Genomic DNA, 19,487 nt, shown 5'->3' with positions numbered 1-19,487 from the left:
CATAAATTCACTTAATCATATTGGCATGCGTCATAAAAATTTTCAAAACAAATTTACATTCTCAAACATCATGATTAATATTGCAGCATAAGAATATTCTGTAAATAATAAAAAATAAATCCTTTTAAAACATATGGTTAATGATGGTTGCTGTTTTTGGCCATGTCTTCCGAGGTTTAATACTTTCTTTGAAAGGTAACTAAAATTTTGGGATTTCTTCTTTGATACTTTCTGGGTGGTAATGTTATGCAAAAAAACATATCAAAAACAATGTATTCTGAATGGGTGCTTCGAAACAGCCTCTACTGGATGAGTGCTGTCGCCCGCTGGAAGCTTGAAGAAGACGACGAGCACTGGCTCGTTTCGTTCGACACTTTCAATTACGAGGTTGAATTCGAGTTCGAACGACTGCTGAATGATTACAAGCTCAGGGAGAAGCTTCAGGCTCATACTGGTCAGGTTAGGGCTTCTATCATCGACAATGTTCTGAGGAGCATCGATTCGAGACTCTCTCAATGAATACGATGCCATTCGACTTTGACCGCCTTAGCAATGGCAAAGTCTTCATCAGCAACCTTGCTGGCTTTCACAGCTTTGTCGATAACGAAGAACTCAACCTCCTTGCCAATAACATTTTTCCTCCAGAACAAACCATCTCACGCCAACTTGAAAGCAGATTGTTCATTTCAGACGATGTTACTCAGGCAGTTTCAAAAGCCTCTCTGAGTTCTGCCTTCGCTAAGCGACTTATGAACGAACTGGCCGTAAGACCAATTTTCATGATTGTGCCGACTCTCAGGTGCGATCACACCTGTAAGTATTGCCAGGTCAGCAGAGCATCGATTACTGCTGATGGTTATGACCTCAATCCAGAACTGATACCGCAAATCGTCAGCACCATTAAGAAGCTGGGCGTTCCACCTTACAAGATTGAAGTGCAGGGCGGAGAACCGCTTCTCAGATTCGATCTCGTCCAGGCAATTTATGATGAGTGCGAAAGTTCGTTAGGTAGCGATGCTTTCGAAATGGTTATTGCTACGAGTCTTTCAATACTCGATGAAAGCATCCTCTCTTGGGTTAAAGAACGGAATATCACTTTTTCTGTCTCTCTTGATGGTAATGAAGCCGTCCACAATAAAAACCGTATCCTCACCGACTCTCAGGCTCACAACAGAGCCGTGACAGGCATTCAGAAAATCACAGAAGAATTGGGAGCAAATCGGGTAGCTACGGTTACAACAGTTACAAAAGAGCTGACAAAAGAACCAGCCTCCATAGTGGATGCTCATCTGTCCCTTGGACTCACTAACATGTTTATCCGGCCTGTAAGTCCCTACGGGTTTGCTCAGAAGCAGAGCTTCACTTTTTCAATGCCGGAATATTTTGATTTTTATAAAGAGCTGATGCAGGAAGTGTTGCTTCAGAATCAGAAAGGCATACCTGTCGTTGAGCACTCAGCCTCTATCCATCTAAAGCGGATTTTTAATCCGGGTTTTAGTGGTTATGCAGATCTGAAATCACCAAGTGGAGTCGTGCTGAACTGCATCCTGTTCAACTATGACGGCAAGGTCTACGGTAGCGACGAAAGCCGTATGCTTCAGAAAGTAAATCCCGAAGCAGATTTCAGTGCAGGAGAGTTTGCTTCACTGTCATTCAGTAGCAACGAATACTACCGTTCCGCTCTCTCATCTTCATTTAATTTCGCCATGCCCGGTTGTGATACCTGTGCTTACCAACCTTTCTGTGGAGCAGATCCTTGTCAGAACATCAGTGTTCATGGCGAGCCTGTTGGTGACAAAAGTCGGTCAACCTTCTGCCAGTATCACAAAGGGATGTTCCGCTTCCTGCTGAATGAAATCTCTCAGGATGGACCAATGGCTGAGATGCTCAAAAGGTGGGCTTATGTCTGAGGTGCTGAGAAACGATATTTTCCGGTTTTCATCGGACTTACCAGTTCAGCAAGGCTTCTATCGCCTGTGCAAAACCAAGCCTGAAAATCCTCAATTCTATTTGCCAAATTTGCTTGTCACTACAACACAACTCGATTCCAGACTGCCTGCATATTTTGCAAATTCGATTGTGAGCCAGGAACTTTTCGATTCCATTGAAGATGGTGACATTGGGATCGTCAACAATGGCAACATGCTCCGGGTGATACTGTCCCGCAGAGCAAACCACAACACTGTCCTTGTCACTGAAAGGTGCAACAACAGTTGCCTGTTTTGTTCTCAGCCTCCTAAAGCTGGAAACGATGACTGGCTTCTCAACCAGTCAGCTCTCGCTATCGCTTCCTTCTCTCTGAATGGAGTAGTGGGAGTGAGCGGGGGAGAGCCTTTGCTCTATGGCGAAGACTTCCTGCATTTTCTGGACTTCATAATCGAAAATTCCCCTGACACAGCACTGCATGTTCTTACCAACGGACGGAAGTTTGCGGATGTCAGCTTTACCCAGCAGATGAAAGAAAGAAGCGAGAAGATCAAAATCACGTTTGGGATACCGCTTTATTCCTCAAGAGCATCAGTTCACGACTACCTTGTCGGAAGCGAGGGAGCATTTGATGAAACAGTCAGGGGAATGATCAATGCCGGTAACTCAGGGATCAACATAGAACTGAGAGTCATCCCTACTCAGGCTAACTATACAGAGCTTGATGACATCGTTGAGTTTGCTGGTCGTGTGTTCTCAAACATTAACCAAATCTCCCTGATGGGGTTAGAGTCGATTGGATGGGCCCGTAAGAACTGGTCATCGATCTTCATAGAGCACGACAACTACAGCGAACAAATCCTTTCGGCTGTAGACACTGCACACAGGTCAGGTATCCCTCTTACCATCTTCAATTACCCATTGTGTCACCTTCCTGAAAGGGCATGGGATTTTGCTACACAGTCCATCTCTGACTGGAAAAATTACTATCCCAAAGAATGTGATGAATGCACTCAGAAGTCTTCCTGTGCTGGTTATTTCAGTTCATCAAAAGGCCGTTTTCATCAACCTCCGAGACCAATAATATGAAAAAGTTTAATTTCGCGGCTCTGCTTCCTGGTTTTTTGGCTCTCAATAACTCTGTTTGGGCAAGTGATTCATCTACTGGTGCTAGTGACTTACCTGGTATGACTTTAAACGAACATGATTTGGTGATAGCTCCGCTTAACACCGAAGTGCCGTTCTATATTGCTGGACACAGAAGTCACAGTTCTCATCGTAGCCACAGCTCACACCGTTCCTCATCAGGCGGTGGCTACTATGGTGGAAGCACTCCTTACTATCCCAAGACATACAGCTCCCCTGGCACCTCAGACTCGTCCAGTTCAGGAACTCGTTCGTCGTCCTCCTCCTCCTCTGTCCGTTCACTTCGCTCTAATGACACAGACAGCACAACCACAACAAACTCAGCAGGAACCACAGGTGCCAATCGAGCGAGTAGCGGGCTAACTTCGGATACTGAAAAACGTAAGCGGTTAATCATGCGAGTGCAGTTTGCCTTACTCGATAAAGGTTTCTATAACGGCAACATTGACGGAAGTATGGGGCCTGCGACACGAACTGCCATCAAGAATTATAGAGTTGCAAATGGATTGCCGACTCCAGTAAGAGAAACATTAGACACTCAGTTATTGAACTCTTTAAATATACTGGCTAGATAAGATATTTGGGGTAAATATAATGAAGGTGAAACTTTCAATTTATAAAACAAAAAGAATTACAGATGATATTGACCAGGTTTTGAATTTGGAAAGAGTCCAAAAGCCTATTGAATTTGAAATGGATGACGCAAGAGCATACCTTTATGCAAAGCAAATTTCTGACCCAGTACTACCTGAATGGACAACTTTATTTACAAGCCAAAAAACGGACATAAAACCCGATTTTTTTGGTATGAATAGTAGCACTGGAGCAGTTCTGGTGGTTGAGGTTGATAACTCAAGGTATCTTATTCCGTTTGGAACTGGTCATCACTTAATCAATGATAGTAGCATTGTTAAAGGTTTTGGACTAAAAACAACCCTTAACTGTATCGAGCATAAAAAAATCCGCAGTTTGGATAAAGGTAGTCATAACGAAACCAATCTTCTAACTCGTAGTCAGAGTAGTAAAGAAGTCGATATATACAATCTTAAAATAGATTCTGAGATGGATATTCTCACGACCCTCACGGGCACTTCCACTGAAGATGTTTTAGGGAATAAAATAACAGGGAAAGATTCTTTTGTAATTGTGCCAGACATTGACTTAAAAACTATTCCTGAATTATTAATAAAAATAGACTCTATTTATAAGTTACCCCTCCCTGAAGAATTCGAATGGGTTAACAATATCAAAGAAGCTGATGAGGCCGAAGTTGAAATATTAGATTCGCTTTTGATTGATTTGATAAAACAAAGAGAATTCAGTGACATATGGCTAGGTGAGCCAGAAATTGTGGATTGGGAAAATCAAATAGGATATTGCTTTGAGAGAAGGCAAAGAAGCATTATTTATGAAAGCCTGTCAATCGATCACATATGTGAATATTTTGATGGCAAAAATGCGGAGGTTACTATTGATGAACTTAAAAGAAGTTGCTTGCATGTTTTAAATGCCGATTATGAATCGATAAAGAAATGGTCTTTGTATAGATGCATTTATGCTGAAATAAAAGAAGGCGATCAAAACTACATTCTGCGAGACTCAATATGGTATGTGGCCGATAGAAAATTCGTAACAACTATTGATGATGAGATGAAAAAAATTCTACATTATGAGGAGTCTGATAAGTTTCCGGTATACTCCTATAAAAGAGAGGAAGATTACAATAAAAATGTTTGCCTTGGTGACAAATCATTTACACACATGGATCAAAAATTTATTCATCATGGTGGTGGGAAAAGTAAAATTGAATTTTGCGACCTTATAAAAGGTGCATCAGATTTTATTCATGTGAAGTATTATAGTGGCTCACAAAGTATGAGCCATCTTTTCTCACAAGGATTTGTCGGTTCTGAACTTTTCATAAGCGATTCAGAGTTTCGAGGAAAACTTAATGAGAAACTTCCTGTTCATATAAAATTAGCTGACCATATAATACGGCCTGATGCTAAAAACTTTAAATTAGTATTCGCTATAGCTACGAACAAAAAAATCCCTGAAGATCTGCCTCTGTTTTCAAAAATAAATTTAAAAAACTTTCATAAGAGCATTAGCAACTTTGGATACGAAGTTAGGATTTGCAAAATAGCTGTAGATCCTAATATTTACAAGAAAAAGTTATGTAAGCCACAAAAGAACAAGACCTAAGATAATTTTTCAATGTCAGATATCTTGGTAAGTTCACTAAGGTAATCTTGTTTATTCCTAAGAAGCCAATGGAAAACCTTAGGGTTTTCGAGTATTTTTTTAATGTGAGAGATAACAATTGTTAGCTTCAAACTATTGGAACCGTAGTTTTCTTTTATCTTTTGTGTATCGAAATGGACCTGAGCCATCTCTTTTTCAAGTCTTTCAATTGCTTTTCTATTACCAGATTTCTCATCAATGTTAGGTTTACCTTTGTCGTTTAAAAGTTCAGGTGATGAACTGTGATAAAGCGATTGAGCAAAAATCTTTGAATAATTATCAAATTTTATCATTAGGTTTGCACATTCAATTTGCCTAAAAGGGATCATTCTTTTTAAGATCATAAATGTGTTTTTAGGTATATCTCTATCATTAAATAATTCTATAACCTCAGGGCATATGCCTTTAAGAACGGATAGATTACTTTTTAATGAATCGGAGCTTATATTCAAGGCTGAACACAGCATGTCTTCAGGAACCCCTACTCGAACAGCTTCTTTTAACATTTTCTGAATTTGAATGATTGTTATTCTATTAACTTTTTTGTTCGGAGTATAAGTGTCGTAAACAGTTGAAACGAGACAAGCAACTCTTTCTTCTCCAATATCATTTAATGCCTCAACTCTCAGATGACCATCAAGGATTTTTGCAGTGCCATCAGCCCCATCAATGTAAATAAGTATAGGTTCGACTAATCCAAGAGCAGATATCGTGCTCTTTATTTGTATGTATTTTTGGCTGCTTTTGTAGTTGGTAGGAAGTTTCTTAGTATAAATAAGATCACATAATCTAAAGCTGACTGTTTTTTCACTAAAGCAGTATTTAATCATTTTGACATCCGTAAGAAGTATTTTTCATTATAACTTTTACTACTTCATTTAAATGCTCTTCGTCTAAGACTTTACTGAACTCTTCGTTATCAGATAACTCTTTGAATATTTGACTGGCTATAAGTAAGTTTCTCTCGACATATTCAGCTTTGTTTTTAATTTTTCTATGCTGCGAAATATTATCTTGATATATCTGTTTTAGCTCATCAGTAGTGAGTTTTTTCTTTTTCTTTGCAACTCCGAAACTATTGTTCAGAAATCCTTTCAAACCTTCATCTCTGGAGTCCAATATATCTCTGATTTTACCAACATCTTTATGTTTTATTAAACCTTCATCAAAAGCTTTAATTAGTAATTCTTGCCCACCTTCGAAGTCTACTCTGGCAATTTCAACTGCAAGCGAGATTGGAATGCTTCCTGATTCTACAGCAGATAATAGTTTGTTTTCTCCTTTGTTAATTAGCATAGTCAGGCTGGTAATCCAGTGCAATGATAGGCCAGTAGAATAGGATATTTCTTTGTTAGATAAACCTTGCTCATTCATTTCTTTTATTCGCTGGAACTGCTCGCCCGCTCTTGGTATTACGCGAGCCATATTTTCAACCAAACTCATTATGTATGCTTTGTTTTCATCAATGTCCAGTATGAAAGCAGGTATTAGCTTTTCTCCCAAAGCTGTGAGTGATTCAAGTCTACCCTGACCACAAATTAAGGCGAATTCATATTTTCTATCCGAAATTCTTCTTACTGTTATTGGCTTTCTTAATCCACTGGTGTCGATACTATCTGTTATCTCAACATGTTTGAATTTGTTCCGAGAACGAGGGATTACAACTTTTATTTTTGATATTTCAAGCATATGAATTTGATCGTCGTTCATTTAGGCTACCTCTATTTCCGCAGTTGAAAGCATATCAAAGAATGTCCTGATGTTATCAAATCTATACATTTCGAATAGAAGCTTATTATTCTCTTTTAGACACAACTCATTTTCAAAACTTTCAATTGAAGGTAGGATGTAATAATCTACAGGTTCGGTATTAAGGCTGTTCATTCTTGCAATTACATTAACTTCAGGATTTAAGCTCCTGTCTAATCTAACTATCCATCTACATTTTCCAGAACCCATTTTTCGACATCGAGACAGTATTATGGAAAAGGTTAAACTTTTGTTTATGGTGATTAGTTTGTTATCTAATATAGATACATCGCTATTATTAATTTCTTGGTGTATTTTATTCACAATGTTGTCATGTTTAATTCGTAAGGCTGAGTTTATTTCTAAATAGCGGTAATCCCGTTCGGGTGTGTAATTTATCAGCTTATATGCTGGAAGAAGTCCTCCAAAGCGGCTTGCTACTACACTGCTTGATGGGCCATAATCCTCTTCATCAATGATAAAGCCTGATATTTTTCCATGAGTCGAAAGGATCTTTTTTAAAAAATCAAGAATCTCTTCATTGCTCATTTTTATTGAGCGGTTATCGATAATATCTTTCGCTAACCTGAATTTTTCTTCTGAAATTATTGGTTTGAAAAAGGAATTATACTCAATCCAATCCTCTTCAGGATTGTTAACTCTTTTCGTTTTAAGTTTCTGAGATGTTCGATTATATGTATACTTACCAGTATAGCGATTATTTATAAGCACAGAATGTATCCGGCTTCGTGTCCAATCCGACCTGTCGCTGTATTTATATCCTTCTTGGTTTAATTTTGAAGCGATGAGATACTCATTTAATCCTTCAAAGATGAACATGTTAAATATTTTCTTTACTAAGTCTGTTTCCTTTTTACTGCCTGGCACTAAAACTATCCTATCTGTTTGCAGACTCTTTCTCTCACCATTGTTGAGTATCATTTTTGCTTTGTTATTATTATCAAGTAGTTTTCTTTTAAGTCCGTATCCAGGCACTCCACCTTGATAGTATCCTCGCTTAACAAGATTTACATGTCCGGCGAATACTTTTATTGAAAGGTTTTTACTAAATGCTCCCGCAGCATACATAAGTGATGAGAGTATGAATGTCTCAGTATCACTATTCGCAGGAAGATTTTCAGCACAGTAGATAACATCTACCTTATTCATTTTTAATAGATATTTATAGTAAATGCCTTCTTGTGGATCTTTAAAGCGACCAAAACGACTAACATCATATACAAGTACAGCTTCAATATTAATTTCCTTGGTGAGTATGTCATTGATTAACTTGTTAAAATCATGCCTCCCTGACGTTGATACACCGCTTTTTCCTGCATCATCGTAAGTATGCAAGATTTCCATATTGTGGTCGTCAGCATACTTTTTTATGAACTGAGCTTGGTTATCTAACGAAAACTCCTGAAGATTTGTAGACATCCGTAGATACTGTGCTACTTTAACTTTCTGTTTTTGCTCTATTTTATTATCCATTGCAGTGCCTTGGTGCAACTGTGTAATACTGATTTGTATAAAAATTGATCAATTCTTTGTCAGTTGCAACTCTTTTTTCTTTTCTCATGGCATAATTTCAAATTGTCCATCTATCAACTTGTCTGTGAGAGTAAGCGCTTAAGTTTGCGGGGATTTAGGACAGTATAAAACAAGAGGAATTCATAGAAATTCACCTCTAAAGTGTGAATTAATGGCAGGGCGATTTAAAAATGAGAGAGCCATATTGTGAAAGAGTCTGGAGAAACATATTTTTTGGATAATATTGCCTGGTTGATATTGAGGGTAAAACTTATTGAATAAATCAAAAAAAATACATCAATCTTTTTCTTCAATGATATTGTCTATAAGAATTAAGCAAAAATATCAGAAGTTGATTTCTCTTTGGTTATAAATTAATTGTTTTGGTTTGACTTTTATAAAAAATAATATTAATAGTTTATATGATTTTCGATTAAAGAGGAGATTTACTATGGATAAGGAAGAAATAACAGATGATGATATAAAAGAAGTCGTGGTTAGGCTTGGAGAGACTACATCACAATTACTTATTGAAAGAGGAGTATATGACCACTTCACAAAATTCCCAGGGGGGAATATAGTATTCGATATTTTTTGGAAATATTTTGAACTTGAGTTTGCTGAAAAAGCACTGTTCATAATAAATAACTTTGATTTATCAGGTCATTATACCGAAGAAAATGGTGAGGTTGAGCATTGGATCGTAGAAGAATTGTTTGATAATAATTTTGAGAACAGCCTTGAGGACATGCTGGTCAGAAGAAGGGTTAAAGAAGAAAAAGTTAAGGTAAATAGTATATTAAGTCCTGATGATGATGAGTATGATGATTTTAGAAAAAGGTTATAAACTATATGTAAATTTTTTTCTTTAAAATATAAAAGCCAGGTATTGATTGCTGGCTTTTATTCGGTTTGAATTTATTGGTCTAAATCGCTAAGTTACTTACCACAAACATCACATTTATTACGATATGCTCATGATTAACCTCTTTGAATTAACTTACAAAGGGAAGCTTTAAATTCTTAATAGATATTCGCAGCCCACATTGAGTTATCAATTATAAATTATTAAATACGTATCGTTTGCTATTCACTGTTCTGAATGCTGAATAGAGAAGGAAAAAGGTGTCTGTGCTTCTTCTTTACAAGCTTCCACGTAGTCAGCCCACCATTGCAACATGAGTCTCCGTTCTTCCAAATGCTCCGCTTTATGTATGTAAGCAGCCCGGACACTGTTGCGTTCCTGGTGGCTCATTTGTCTTTCCACTGCATCTCTCGACCATAATCCCGATTCGATTAATGCACTACATGCCATAGTCCTGAAACCATGCCCGCAGACTTCAGCTTTAGTATCGTAGCCCATCGCCCTAAGTGCTTTGTTGACAGTGTTTTCACTGATAGGTTTGTCGTCCCCGGTAAAACCAATGAACATAAGTTCTTTGTTACCACTGATCGTATGAAGCTCTTCCATAAGTGCTTTGGCTTGCGAGCTTAATGGAACCAGATGTGGGGTTTTCATCTTTGCCCCTCTTGCAGAATATTTTACCCCTTTCATAGGTTGTCGCTTTCCAGGGATAGTCCACAGTGAATTTTTGAGATCGACTTCTGACCAGCGGGCAAATCGCAGTTCACTCGAACGGACAAAGGTCAGGAGTGTTAATTGCACTGCAATTTGGGTAATGCCTCTTCCTTTATATGCTTCCAAACGGTTCATAAGCTCTGGCAATCGTTCCAGAGAAAGGGCAGGGCGATGAACACTTTTAGTGGAAACAACAGCACCAGCGAGGTCGTTTGCAGGATTCTGTTCAATCAAAGCATTGTGAACGGCATACCTCATTATCGCCGTAATGCGCTGTTGTAAGCGGGAAGCCAGTTCATTGTGTCCTGAAGCTTCTGCTTTTTTCAAAGGAACCAATAAATCACGAGTTTTTAGCTCGCTGATATTACGTTTTCCGATGACAGGGAACACATGGGAAACAAGACTGTTCAAAACAGTTGTTCTATGACTGTCTGACCAGGTTCTGTTACTGGTATGCCATTGTCGTGCAACTTGCTCAAATGTTAGCAAGCCCTTGCTCTCAATCTTTTGCGCTTTTCGCTTCTCACTTGGGTCTACATGGTTTGCGACAAGCTGACGGGCTTCGTCTCTTCGTCGTCTGGCTTCAGACAATGAAACCTCAGGATAGACTCCCAGCGCGAAAATTTTCTGTTTACCAGCGAAGCGATACTGGAAACGCCAGTATTTGGAACCACTCGTGGTGATCAAAAGATGCATACCATTACCGTCTGTCAATTTGACAGGTTTATCAGAAGGCTTTGTATTTCTTACTGTTAACTCAGTTAGCGCCATACTAAAAACCCTCTTCTGATGGTATCTGCATTATCGAACTTAAAATACCAACATATGTACCAACAAAACAGCGTGGATTTTGAAATATGACGGTGTACGTTAACGGGCTACAAAAGGAAGGTAAGTGTTTGAAGTTGAAGAGTTGACTAGACTTTAAAATACTTAGGTGGGCTAACATATGGTGTCCCCTGCAGGAATCGAACCTGCAACTAGCCCTTAGGAGGGGCTCGTTATATCCATTTAACTAAGGAGACGCCAGCGCAGTATACCGCAGTTAAGCGGCAGGATTCACTACACTGCCGCGCGTTTGCTCATTCTGTCAGCAATTTAGCGTTCTTCTTGCTGCTGCTGACGTTTTTTCTCCGCTTTGCGCCGTTCTGCCTTCGCCTTTGCCTGAGCAGCTTCGCCCATATCATTGCGAATCTGGGCGTGACTTATCAGGGCGAAAATCAGCGTACCGCCCGTCAGGTTACCCAACAGGGTTGGAACAGCAAAAGGCCAGAGAAACGCGGTCCAGGGCACGCTGCCGTTAAACACCAGGTAAAGCACCTCAACGGAACCCACCACGATATGTGCCAGATCGCCCAGTGCGACCAGCCAGGTCATCATCACAATGACAAACAGTTTGGCCGCTCCCGCATAAGGGAACATCCAGACCATTGTGGCAATGATCCAGCCGGAGATCACCGCGTTAGCAAACATCTCGCCCGGCGTATGTTCCATCACCTTCATGCTGATATCCGTAAAGGCCTGGCGAGTGGCTTCATCAAAAATGCGCATTTCGTTAAACGCTAAGGCGGCGAACGCGGTACCAATAAGGTTGCCCAGTAGCACAATGCCCCACAGGCGAAGCAATAAACCAAGATTGCTTGTGGTGGGTTTGTGCATAACGGGCAGAACGGCCGTCACGGTGTTTTCAGTGAAAAGCTGCTGCCGTGCCATAATCACAATCACAAAGCCAAAGGTGTAGCCAAGGTTTTCCAGTAAATAGGCGCCGGGGACGCCGTCCAGATGAACCTGAAAAATGCCCTTGGCCATCAGTGAAGCCCCCATTGACAGCCCGGCCGCAATCGCTGACCACAGCAGCGCCATGCCATCCCGCTCCAGCTCTTTTTCCCCGTCCTGTCGAATCTCTTCGTGGATAGCGGCGGCACGCGAGGGCAGGGCGTCTTCATCTACTTCAATATCCTCCTTTCCCTGTTCTTTTTCTTCGCTGTCTACATCGTTAGGTCCCTGACTTATGCTTGATGAAGGCTTCATGTTTTCTCCTGGTAACAGTACAAATGCGTTATAAGCGTAGTCGTTTTTTGGCTAACGAAACTGTTTCTGCGACAGCGAACAAACGTGACAACCTTCTGCCGTGGTGCGCTTTTTATCCACCAGACGCGCTGAAAAGCACGAATATCTAAGCCCTGCGCAAAAGGGGAGCGCGCACAGCCTTCGGCACGCTGTAACATTGTGCTATCATTTGCGCCTTATTTGGCTGGCGCGATTTACCCCTCCATGTTGGAAATCATTAATCTGCTTTGTGTGCGTGATGAGCGCGCGCTCTTTGAGGCGCTTACGTTTCGCGTGTCGGCAGGTGACATCGTACAAATTGAAGGGCCAAACGGGGCCGGGAAAACGTCGCTGCTACGGATCCTGGCCGGACTGAGCACGCCTGAACATGGTGAGGTGCGCTGGCAGTCGCAGCCGGTTCACCGGCAACGCGACACCTGGCATCAGGCCATGCTTTACCTGGGGCATCTGCCGGGGATCTCATCGGCGTTATCGGCGCTGGAAAATCTGCGCTTTTATCATCCAGACTGCCGCGATGAACACCTTTTTACTGCACTGGCCAGCGTCGGCCTGGCAGGTTATGAAGAGGTCGCGGCCGCGCAGCTCTCTGCCGGACAACAGCGGCGCATCGCCCTGGCCCGGCTGTGGCTGACCCGGGCAACCTTATGGATCCTGGACGAACCTTTAACCGCCCTCGATCACACGGGGGTGGAGACGTTAATGAGCCGCTTTGTGGCGCACACGCAGCAGGGGGGTTCTGTCATCGTGACCAGCCATCAGGCGCTGCCGGGGCTGACGGGGCAGATCAATACTATCCGCCTGCATGCCGTGGAGTGGCAGTAATGTTGTGTCGTCTTATTCAGCGCGAATTACGTATCGCCTGTCGTCGCGGCGCCGAAGTGATGAATCCACTGTGGTTTTTCCTGATTGTCATCACGTTCTTCCCGTTGGGTATCGGTCCCGATCCTCATCAGCTGGCACGGATCGCACCCGGCATTGTCTGGGTGGCGGCATTGCTCTCTTCGCTGCTCGCGCTGGAAAGGCTGTTTCGTGATGACCTTAACGACGGCACGCTGGAGCAACTTTTATTGTCGCCTGTACCGCTGCCGGTTACGGTGCTGGGGAAAGTCATCGCCCACTGGCTGGTCACGGGCTTGCCGTTAATTCTGCTTTCGCCCCTGGCGGCCCTGTTGCTGTCCCTGGATATGCCGGGCTGGCGGGCGGTGGCACTGACGCTGCTGTTAGGAACACCGACGCTGAGTTTTCTCGGCGCGATTGGCGTGGGGCTGACCGTTGGGTTGCGTCGCGGCGGCGTGCTGCTCAGCCTGTTGGTTCTGCCACTGGCTATTCCGGTACTGATTTTTGCCAGCGCGGCCATCGACGCCGCAGGTCAGGGGTTAGCCATTGGCGGTTACCTGGCGTTGCTGGGGGCGTTGCTGGTCGCGAGTGCGACGCTGGCCCCGTTTGCCACCGCCGCGGCGTTACGGATTACGCTGCACTAAATCAGCACGCATCAGACGTGTTATTCGCGTTTATTTAAAAGTGAGCAAGTAAACATGTGGAAAGGATTACATCAGCTGGCGAAGCCCGAACGGCTGTATCAGTTGTGCGGTCGGCTGGTGCCGGGGTTCGCCCTGGCCAGTGCGGCGGTACTGCTGCTGGCCTGGATATGGGGATTTGGCTATGCACCGGCAGACTACCAGCAGGGTGACAGTTTTCGCATTATGTATATTCATGTTCCGGCGGCCATGTGGTCGATGGGGATATACAGCGCGATGGCCGTTGCGGCGTTTACTGGTCTGGTCTGGCAGATGAAAATGGCCGATTTAGTCTCAGCGGCGATGGCACCGATCGGTGCGGTGTTTACCTTTATTGCGCTGGTTACCGGTTCTGCCTGGGGCAAGCCGATGTGGGGAACCTGGTGGATATGGGACGCCAGGCTCACATCAGAACTGGTGCTGCTGTTTTTATATCTGGGCGTCATTGCGCTGTATCAGGCGTTCGACGACCGTCGCATGGCCGGGCGCGCCGCAGGGGTGCTCATTCTGGTCGGCGTGATCAATCTGCCCATCATTCATTTCTCTGTGCAGTGGTGGAACACCTTGCATCAGGGATCGTCCGGCTTACTGCAACAGGCTATCGCGCCGCCGATGCGCACGCCGCTGCGCTGGGCCATCCTGGGTGACCTGCTGTTGTTTATCACGTTAACGCTGATGCGCTTACGCAACCTGATTCTGCTGACGGAACGTAAACGTCCCTGGGCGATTGCCCAGGCAAAGACAAGGAGCAAAGAATGACGCCCGCTTTTGCCTCATGGCATGACTTCATTGCCATGGGCGGTTACGCCTTTTACGTCTGGCTGGCGGTGGCAGGGGCGCTGGTGCCGCTTTGTGGCCTGATTGTACACAGCTGGTGGTCACACAGACGTTTGCTGGCGGACATTCGCCAGCGTGATGCCCGGGAGCGCCGTCTGCGCGCGGCCAGTGTTAAACGTGCCGGGACTAAAACGGCAGGAGAAGCGAAGTGAATACCCGCCGTCGTAATCGCCTGTATGTCGTCGTGGCGATACTTACCGGACTTGGACTGGCTACCGCGCTGGTAATGTATGCGCTGCGGTCCAATATCGATCTGTTTTATACGCCAGGTGAAATCCTGGAGGGGAAAGGTGATGCACACATCAGGCCGGAACCCGGACAGCGTCTGCGCGTGGGCGGCGTGGTGATGCCCGGCAGCGTCACGCGAGATCCCCGAACGCTGGCCGTCTCTTTTCAGCTTTACGATGGCCGTGGTGTGGTCAGTGTAAACTTTGTGGGCATTTTGCCCGATCTGTTTCGCGAGGGGCAGGGCGTCGTTGCACAGGGCGTCCTTGAACCCGGCAACCTGATCAACGCCAAAGAAGTGCTGGCGAAACATGATGAAAACTACACGCCACCTGAAATCACCGCCGCGATGAAGCCCGCACCACCCGTGCAACAGGCCGCGACTCACCCGGCAGGACAGACACCATGATGCCAGAACTGGGCAGTTTTTTACTCTGTCTCGGCGTCGCGTTGGCGCTGCTGCTTAGCGTATATCCGCTGTGGGGCGCCTGGCGTCAGGATGCGCGCCTGATGGGCATGGCGCGTCCCCTGGCCGTTGGCCTGTTCGGCTGTGTGGCGGGAGCTTTCGGGTTGCTGGTCTGGGCGTTTATCGTTAACGACTTTACCGTAAGCTATGTCGTTAACAACTCGAATTCCCTGCTGCCGGTCTATTACCGCATTGCGGCCACCTGGGGGGCGCACGAAGGCTCCCTGCTGCTGTGGGTGCTGCTGCTGAGTGGCTGGACGCTGGCCGTGGCGATCTTCAGCCGTGGCATGCCGCAGGACGCACTGGCGCGCGTGCTGGCGGTGATGGGCATGATTACGCTGGGCTTCCTGCTATTTATCATCCTCACCTCTAATCCGTTCAGCCGCACCCTGCCGGACTTTCCCGTCGATGGCCGCGACCTCAATCCCATGCTGCAGGATATTGGCCTGATCTTCCATCCGCCGTTGTTATACATGGGCTATGTCGGTTTCTCGGTGGCCTTTGCTTTTGCCATTGCCTCCCTGATGGCCGGAAGGCTGGATACCGCCTGGGCGCGCTGGTCGCGTCCCTGGACCACCGCAGCCTGGCTGTTCCTGACCATAGGTATTGTGCTGGGCTCTGCATGGGCCTATTACGAGCTGGGCTGGGGCGGCTGGTGGTTCTGGGATCCGGTTGAAAATGCGTCCTTTATGCCCTGGCTGGCTGGCACGGCGTTAATGCACTCACTGGCGGTGACCGAAAAGCGCGGCACCTTTAAAGCCTGGACCGTATTGCTGGCGATTACCGCGTTCTCCCTGAGTCTGCTCGGGACCTTCCTGGTGCGATCCGGCGTGCTGGTCTCGGTGCACGCGTTTGCCTCCGATCCGGCGCGGGGCATGTTTATTCTGGCCTTTTTGGTGATTGTCATTGGCAGCTCGCTGCTGCTCTATGCCCTCAAAGGAGGGCAGGTCCGCAGCCGGGTACAAAACGCCTTGTGGTCACGCGAATCCTTTCTGCTGGGCAATAACGTCCTGTTGATTGCGGCCATGCTGGTGGTGCTGCTCGGTACGCTGTTACCGCTGGTCCATAAACAACTCGGTCTGGGCAGCATCTCCGTGGGCCAGCCCTTTTTTAATACGCTGTTCAGCTGGCTGATGGCACCGCTGGCCTTAATGTTGGGGATTGGGCCGTTAGTGCGCTGGCGCCGTGATGAACCCCAGAAGCTGGTACGGCGTTTGCTGTTAGCACTGGCCGTCACGCTGCTGGCCTCCGTGCTGTTGCCCTGGTGGCTACAGGATCGGGTAGAGGCAATGACGGTAGTGGGCCTGCTGATGGCGGTATGGATCATCGTGTTAACCCTGATGGAACTGCATGAACGTGCGACGCATCGTCATTCTTTTTTCACCGGACTGCGCCATTTGTCACGCAGCCACTGGGGCATGGTGCTCGGCCATTTAGGTGTCGGCGTCACTGTGATTGGGATAGCGTTTAGCACGCAATACAGCGTTGAACGGGATGTGCGCATGAAAGCGGGCGACAGTGTTGATATCCATCACTACCACTTTGTCTTCCGCGATGTTCAGGATCTGCAAGGGCCCAACTACAGCGGCGGCGTGGCGGTGATTGATGTGACGCGGGACGGGCAGCCTGAAGCGATGTTGTATGCGGAAAAACGCTTTTATTCAGCGGCGCGCACCATGATGACCGAGGCGGCAATTGATGGTGGCTTTACCCGCGATCTCTATGCGGCGCTGGGTGAGGAACTCGATGACGGCAGTTGGGCGGTGCGCATTTACTATAAACCCTTTGTGCGCTGGATTTGGTCCGGTGGACTGTTTATGGCTGCGGGCGGTCTGCTCTGTTTACTGGATCCGCGTTATCGTGCGCGTAAAAAAGGCGAGCGCGAGGTGCGGGCATGAAAAAGATTCTGTTTATTCCCCTGATCCTGTTTTTACTGCTGGCCGCCGCGCTGCTTTGGCAACTGTCACGCAATGCGGCGGGCGACGATCCTACGCGGCTGGAGTCGGCGTTAATTGGTAAACCGTTGCCGGTGTTCCGGCTCGAAGCCCTGGAAACGCCCGGTAAAACCTACAACCAGCAAACGCTTATCACCGGCAAACCGCTTTTACTCAACGTCTGGGCAACATGGTGCCCGACCTGTCGGGCAGAACATCACTATCTGAATACGCTGGCAGAGCAGGGCGTGCGGGTAGTCGGGCTCAATTATAAAGACGATCGGCAAAAGGCGGTGACCTGGTTAAACACGCTGGGTAATCCTTATGCGCTCAGCCTGTATGATGGCGACGGTATGCTGGGCCTGGATCTTGGCGTATATGGCGCACCGGAAACCTTTCTGATCGATGGCAACGGCATTATTCGCTATCGCCATGCCGGAGATCTGAATCCGCGCGTCTGGCTGCAGGAAGTAAAGCCTTTATGGGATAAATACAACACGGAGAGCGGCTCATGAAAGCGCTGGTGATGATGCTTTGCGGCTTGCTGTTTAGCGCCAGCCTGTGGGCGGCCATCGATACCTATGCATTTGACTCCGTCGCGCAGGAAGAACAGTACCGTGATATCACCGCCTCCCTGCGATGCCCCAAATGTCAGAACAACAGCATTGCGGATTCCAACGCCATGATTGCGGCGGATATGCGGTTGAAAGTTTATCAGCTGATGAAACAGGGACAAACGCGTCAGCAGATCCTCGACTATATGGTGGCGCGCTACGGCAATTTCGTCAGCTACCAACCGCCCGTAACGCCGTCCACCGTGATTCTGTGGCTGGGACCTGCGCTGTTTGTCGCAGGCGGCGCGGGCGTAATCGTCTGGCGCAGTCGCCAGCGTAAGACCTGTAGCGAACTCAGTGATGAAGAGCAACAGCGGCTTGAAGCCATTTTGAAATCGGACAGGGAAGCATAATGGCAGCCTTTTTAATCGCGATATTGGTACTGCTGTTCGCGGCCTGTGTGCTGTTCCTGGCCGCAGGCTGGCGTCCGCGCGCGTCCCACATAGTCACGCGTGACAGCCTTAATAAAGATTTTTATCACCAACGGCTGGCCGAACTGACGCAGGATGAGGATCAGGGCGTGATTGCCGAGCGGGACGTGATGGCGCGCGAGCTACAGCAGTCACTGTTGAGTGATATTCCGCCCGCACCGGATGCACAGTCGCGCAGCAGTCGCCGTTGGGTATTGTTACCGGGCATTATTGTCTTAATGGTCGTGCCGCTGGTGTGCTATCTCAACACCGGCGGTTTTGTGCCGTTCAGCGGCTGGCTGCAGGTGCAGAAAGCGTATCCTGCGCTGCGTGCGCAGGTGCTGGATCCTCACGCGAAGCCGCTGACGCCGGAACAGCTTTCACGCTTACAGCTCGGTTTGCGCAGCCATCTGCAAACCGAGCCTGATAACCTTAGCGACTGGGCAATGCTTGGCCGTCTTGGTATGGTGCTGAATAACGCGACGACCGCCCGTCAGGCGTTCGAGCACGCGCTGCAGTTGGCACCGAATAATCAGGTATTAAAACAGGATTACGCCGAGGTTCTGGCCCGGTCGGGCGATCCACAGGAAAACCGTCAGGCAGAACTTGTGTTGCAGGATCTGCGTAAACAGGATCCGCACAATGCCCGGACGCTGAGCCTGCTGGCTTACGCTGCCTTTGAACAGCAACACTATGCTCAGGCGATTGCGGCCTGGCAAACCTTACTGAACGCGCTGCCGGCGGACGATCCCCGGCGCGACAACATTGCGCGCAGTATTGAGCAAGCCAGAACGGACGCCGGACAACAAGCGAGCCAGTTGACGGTAGATGTGACGCTTTCTCCCCAGGCAGAAAACATGTTACCGCCGGGCGGAGTCATGTATATTTCGGTTACTGACGGTATGTCGCCCGTGCCGGTGGCCGTGAAGCGTCTTGCTGCCGGGCATTTTCCCGTGTCGCTGACGCTGGATGACAGTAATGCCATGATGCAGGGGCGCCGTCTTTCGGCGCAGAAACAGATCCAGGTTCGCGTCAGGATTTCACGTAATGGCCGCGCGAACCCTGAGCCGGGTGACTGGTTCGGTGTCAGCGCCGTCGTGCCCTGGGACGGTCATCAGCATGTGACCGTTGAGATTAATGCGCAGCAGCCTTAGACCGATATTCTCTGGCTCTGTCTGAATCTGTGAACCGCACCGTGGATATCAGCTATGCTTGCTTAACGCGCTGATCTACCCGA

Annotated in this window: 20 protein-coding genes and 1 tRNA gene; 15 read left to right on the top strand and 6 right to left on the bottom strand. The window is 46.6% G+C overall.

All coding sequences use genetic code 11. The annotated features are described in order from the left end of the window. The first annotated feature begins 246 nt into the window (after nt 1–246). From hxsD to G5574_RS06930, 5 genes are read left to right on the top strand one after another with little or no spacing between them, the layout of a single operon-like run. A complete protein-coding gene (gene hxsD / locus G5574_RS06950) occupies nt 247–519 on the top strand; it encodes a His-Xaa-Ser system protein HxsD (protein ID WP_164482349.1) in 273 nt (90 codons plus the stop codon). Next, complete coding sequence (gene hxsB / locus G5574_RS06945) at nt 516–1,910, top strand: His-Xaa-Ser system radical SAM maturase HxsB (protein WP_164482348.1); 1,395 nt, start codon at nt 516–518, stop codon at nt 1,908–1,910. Before hxsD ends, hxsB begins: the two co-directional genes overlap by 4 nt. After that, entirely contained in the window at nt 1,903–3,015 is a 1,113-nt protein-coding gene (gene hxsC, locus G5574_RS06940; protein WP_164482347.1) for a His-Xaa-Ser system radical SAM maturase HxsC, read from the top strand. Before hxsB ends, hxsC begins: the two co-directional genes overlap by 8 nt. Next, nucleotides 3,012–3,647, top strand: a complete 636-nt coding sequence (gene hxsA / locus G5574_RS06935) for a His-Xaa-Ser repeat protein HxsA (RefSeq protein WP_132499757.1) — start codon at nt 3,012–3,014, stop codon at nt 3,645–3,647. The genes hxsC and hxsA overlap by 4 nt, the downstream gene beginning before the upstream one ends. Before the next feature lie 19 nt (nt 3,648–3,666). Next, nucleotides 3,667–5,277: a TIGR04141 family sporadically distributed protein gene (locus G5574_RS06930; RefSeq protein WP_132499756.1), complete on the top strand. Its 1,611-nt coding sequence runs from the start codon at nt 3,667–3,669 to the stop codon at nt 5,275–5,277. Here G5574_RS06930 and G5574_RS06925 read toward each other — a convergent pair. The 3 genes from G5574_RS06925 to G5574_RS06915 are packed head-to-tail and all read right to left on the bottom strand — an operon-like array spanning nt 5,274 to nt 8,559. Further along, nucleotides 5,274–6,146 carry a plasmid partitioning protein RepB C-terminal domain-containing protein gene (locus tag G5574_RS06925; protein WP_132499755.1) on the bottom strand — a complete coding sequence of 291 codons (873 nt, stop codon included), beginning with the start codon at nt 6,144–6,146 and terminating at the stop codon, nt 5,274–5,276. The genes G5574_RS06930 and G5574_RS06925 overlap by 4 nt on opposite strands. Continuing rightward, nucleotides 6,139–7,026, bottom strand: coding sequence for a ParB/RepB/Spo0J family partition protein (locus G5574_RS06920; protein WP_164482346.1), 888 nt, complete (start codon nt 7,024–7,026; stop codon nt 6,139–6,141). The genes G5574_RS06925 and G5574_RS06920 overlap by 8 nt, the downstream gene beginning before the upstream one ends. Then, a complete protein-coding gene (locus tag G5574_RS06915; protein WP_028725036.1) occupies nt 7,027–8,559 on the bottom strand; it encodes a recombinase family protein in 1,533 nt (510 codons plus the stop codon). A gap of 490 nt (nt 8,560–9,049) precedes the next feature. On the opposite strand from G5574_RS06915, the gene G5574_RS06910 reads away from it, so the two are divergent. Continuing rightward, entirely contained in the window at nt 9,050–9,445 is a 396-nt protein-coding gene (locus tag G5574_RS06910; RefSeq protein WP_028725035.1) for a hypothetical protein, read from the top strand. 243 nt (nt 9,446–9,688) lie between these two features. Here G5574_RS06910 and G5574_RS06905 read toward each other — a convergent pair whose 3' ends face one another. The 3 genes from G5574_RS06905 to G5574_RS06895 form a co-directional block, all read right to left on the bottom strand. Beyond that, nucleotides 9,689–10,948, bottom strand: a complete 1,260-nt coding sequence (locus G5574_RS06905; RefSeq protein ID WP_164482345.1) for a tyrosine-type recombinase/integrase — start codon at nt 10,946–10,948, stop codon at nt 9,689–9,691. 179 nt (nt 10,949–11,127) lie between these two features. Then, nucleotides 11,128–11,202 (bottom strand) — tRNA-Arg (locus G5574_RS06900). Nucleotides 11,203–11,275: 73 nt separating this feature from the next. Beyond that, entirely contained in the window at nt 11,276–12,208 is a 933-nt protein-coding gene (locus G5574_RS06895) for a formate/nitrite transporter family protein (RefSeq protein ID WP_164482344.1), read from the bottom strand. Nucleotides 12,209–12,451: 243 nt separating this feature from the next. On the opposite strand from G5574_RS06895, the gene ccmA reads away from it, so the two are divergent. The 9 genes from ccmA to ccmI are packed head-to-tail and all read left to right on the top strand — an operon-like array spanning nt 12,452 to nt 19,404. After that, complete coding sequence (gene ccmA / locus G5574_RS06890; RefSeq protein ID WP_164482343.1) at nt 12,452–13,069, top strand: cytochrome c biogenesis heme-transporting ATPase CcmA; 618 nt, start codon at nt 12,452–12,454, stop codon at nt 13,067–13,069. Continuing rightward, entirely contained in the window at nt 13,069–13,728 is a 660-nt protein-coding gene (ccmB, locus tag G5574_RS06885; protein ID WP_164482341.1) for a heme exporter protein CcmB, read from the top strand. The genes ccmA and ccmB overlap by 1 nt, the downstream gene beginning before the upstream one ends. Before the next feature lie 54 nt (nt 13,729–13,782). Continuing rightward, nucleotides 13,783–14,523, top strand: coding sequence for a heme ABC transporter permease (locus G5574_RS06880; RefSeq protein WP_039339751.1), 741 nt, complete (start codon nt 13,783–13,785; stop codon nt 14,521–14,523). Beyond that, entirely contained in the window at nt 14,520–14,753 is a 234-nt protein-coding gene (gene ccmD, locus G5574_RS06875) for a heme exporter protein CcmD (protein WP_006120099.1), read from the top strand. Before G5574_RS06880 ends, ccmD begins: the two co-directional genes overlap by 4 nt. Then, nucleotides 14,750–15,235 (top strand): cytochrome c maturation protein CcmE, encoded by a 486-nt coding sequence (gene ccmE / locus G5574_RS06870; protein ID WP_006120098.1) that lies wholly within the window; start codon nt 14,750–14,752, stop codon nt 15,233–15,235. The genes ccmD and ccmE overlap by 4 nt, the downstream gene beginning before the upstream one ends. Continuing rightward, complete coding sequence (locus G5574_RS06865; RefSeq protein ID WP_164482339.1) at nt 15,232–17,190, top strand: heme lyase CcmF/NrfE family subunit; 1,959 nt, start codon at nt 15,232–15,234, stop codon at nt 17,188–17,190. The genes ccmE and G5574_RS06865 overlap by 4 nt, the downstream gene beginning before the upstream one ends. Continuing rightward, nucleotides 17,187–17,741, top strand: a complete 555-nt coding sequence (locus G5574_RS06860) for a DsbE family thiol:disulfide interchange protein (RefSeq protein ID WP_164482337.1) — start codon at nt 17,187–17,189, stop codon at nt 17,739–17,741. The genes G5574_RS06865 and G5574_RS06860 overlap by 4 nt, the downstream gene beginning before the upstream one ends. Next, nucleotides 17,738–18,193 (top strand): cytochrome c-type biogenesis protein, encoded by a 456-nt coding sequence (locus G5574_RS06855; protein ID WP_033740723.1) that lies wholly within the window; start codon nt 17,738–17,740, stop codon nt 18,191–18,193. The genes G5574_RS06860 and G5574_RS06855 overlap by 4 nt, the downstream gene beginning before the upstream one ends. Further along, entirely contained in the window at nt 18,193–19,404 is a 1,212-nt protein-coding gene (gene ccmI, locus G5574_RS06850; RefSeq protein WP_164482336.1) for a c-type cytochrome biogenesis protein CcmI, read from the top strand. The genes G5574_RS06855 and ccmI overlap by 1 nt, the downstream gene beginning before the upstream one ends. The last annotated feature ends 83 nt before the right edge of the window (nt 19,405–19,487 follow it).

It is taken from the genome of Pantoea stewartii (genome assembly GCF_011044475.1).
In the GTDB taxonomy this organism is placed as follows: Bacteria; Pseudomonadota; Gammaproteobacteria; order Enterobacterales; family Enterobacteriaceae; genus Pantoea; species Pantoea stewartii.
This window is presented reverse-complemented; position numbering and strand designations above follow the sequence as displayed.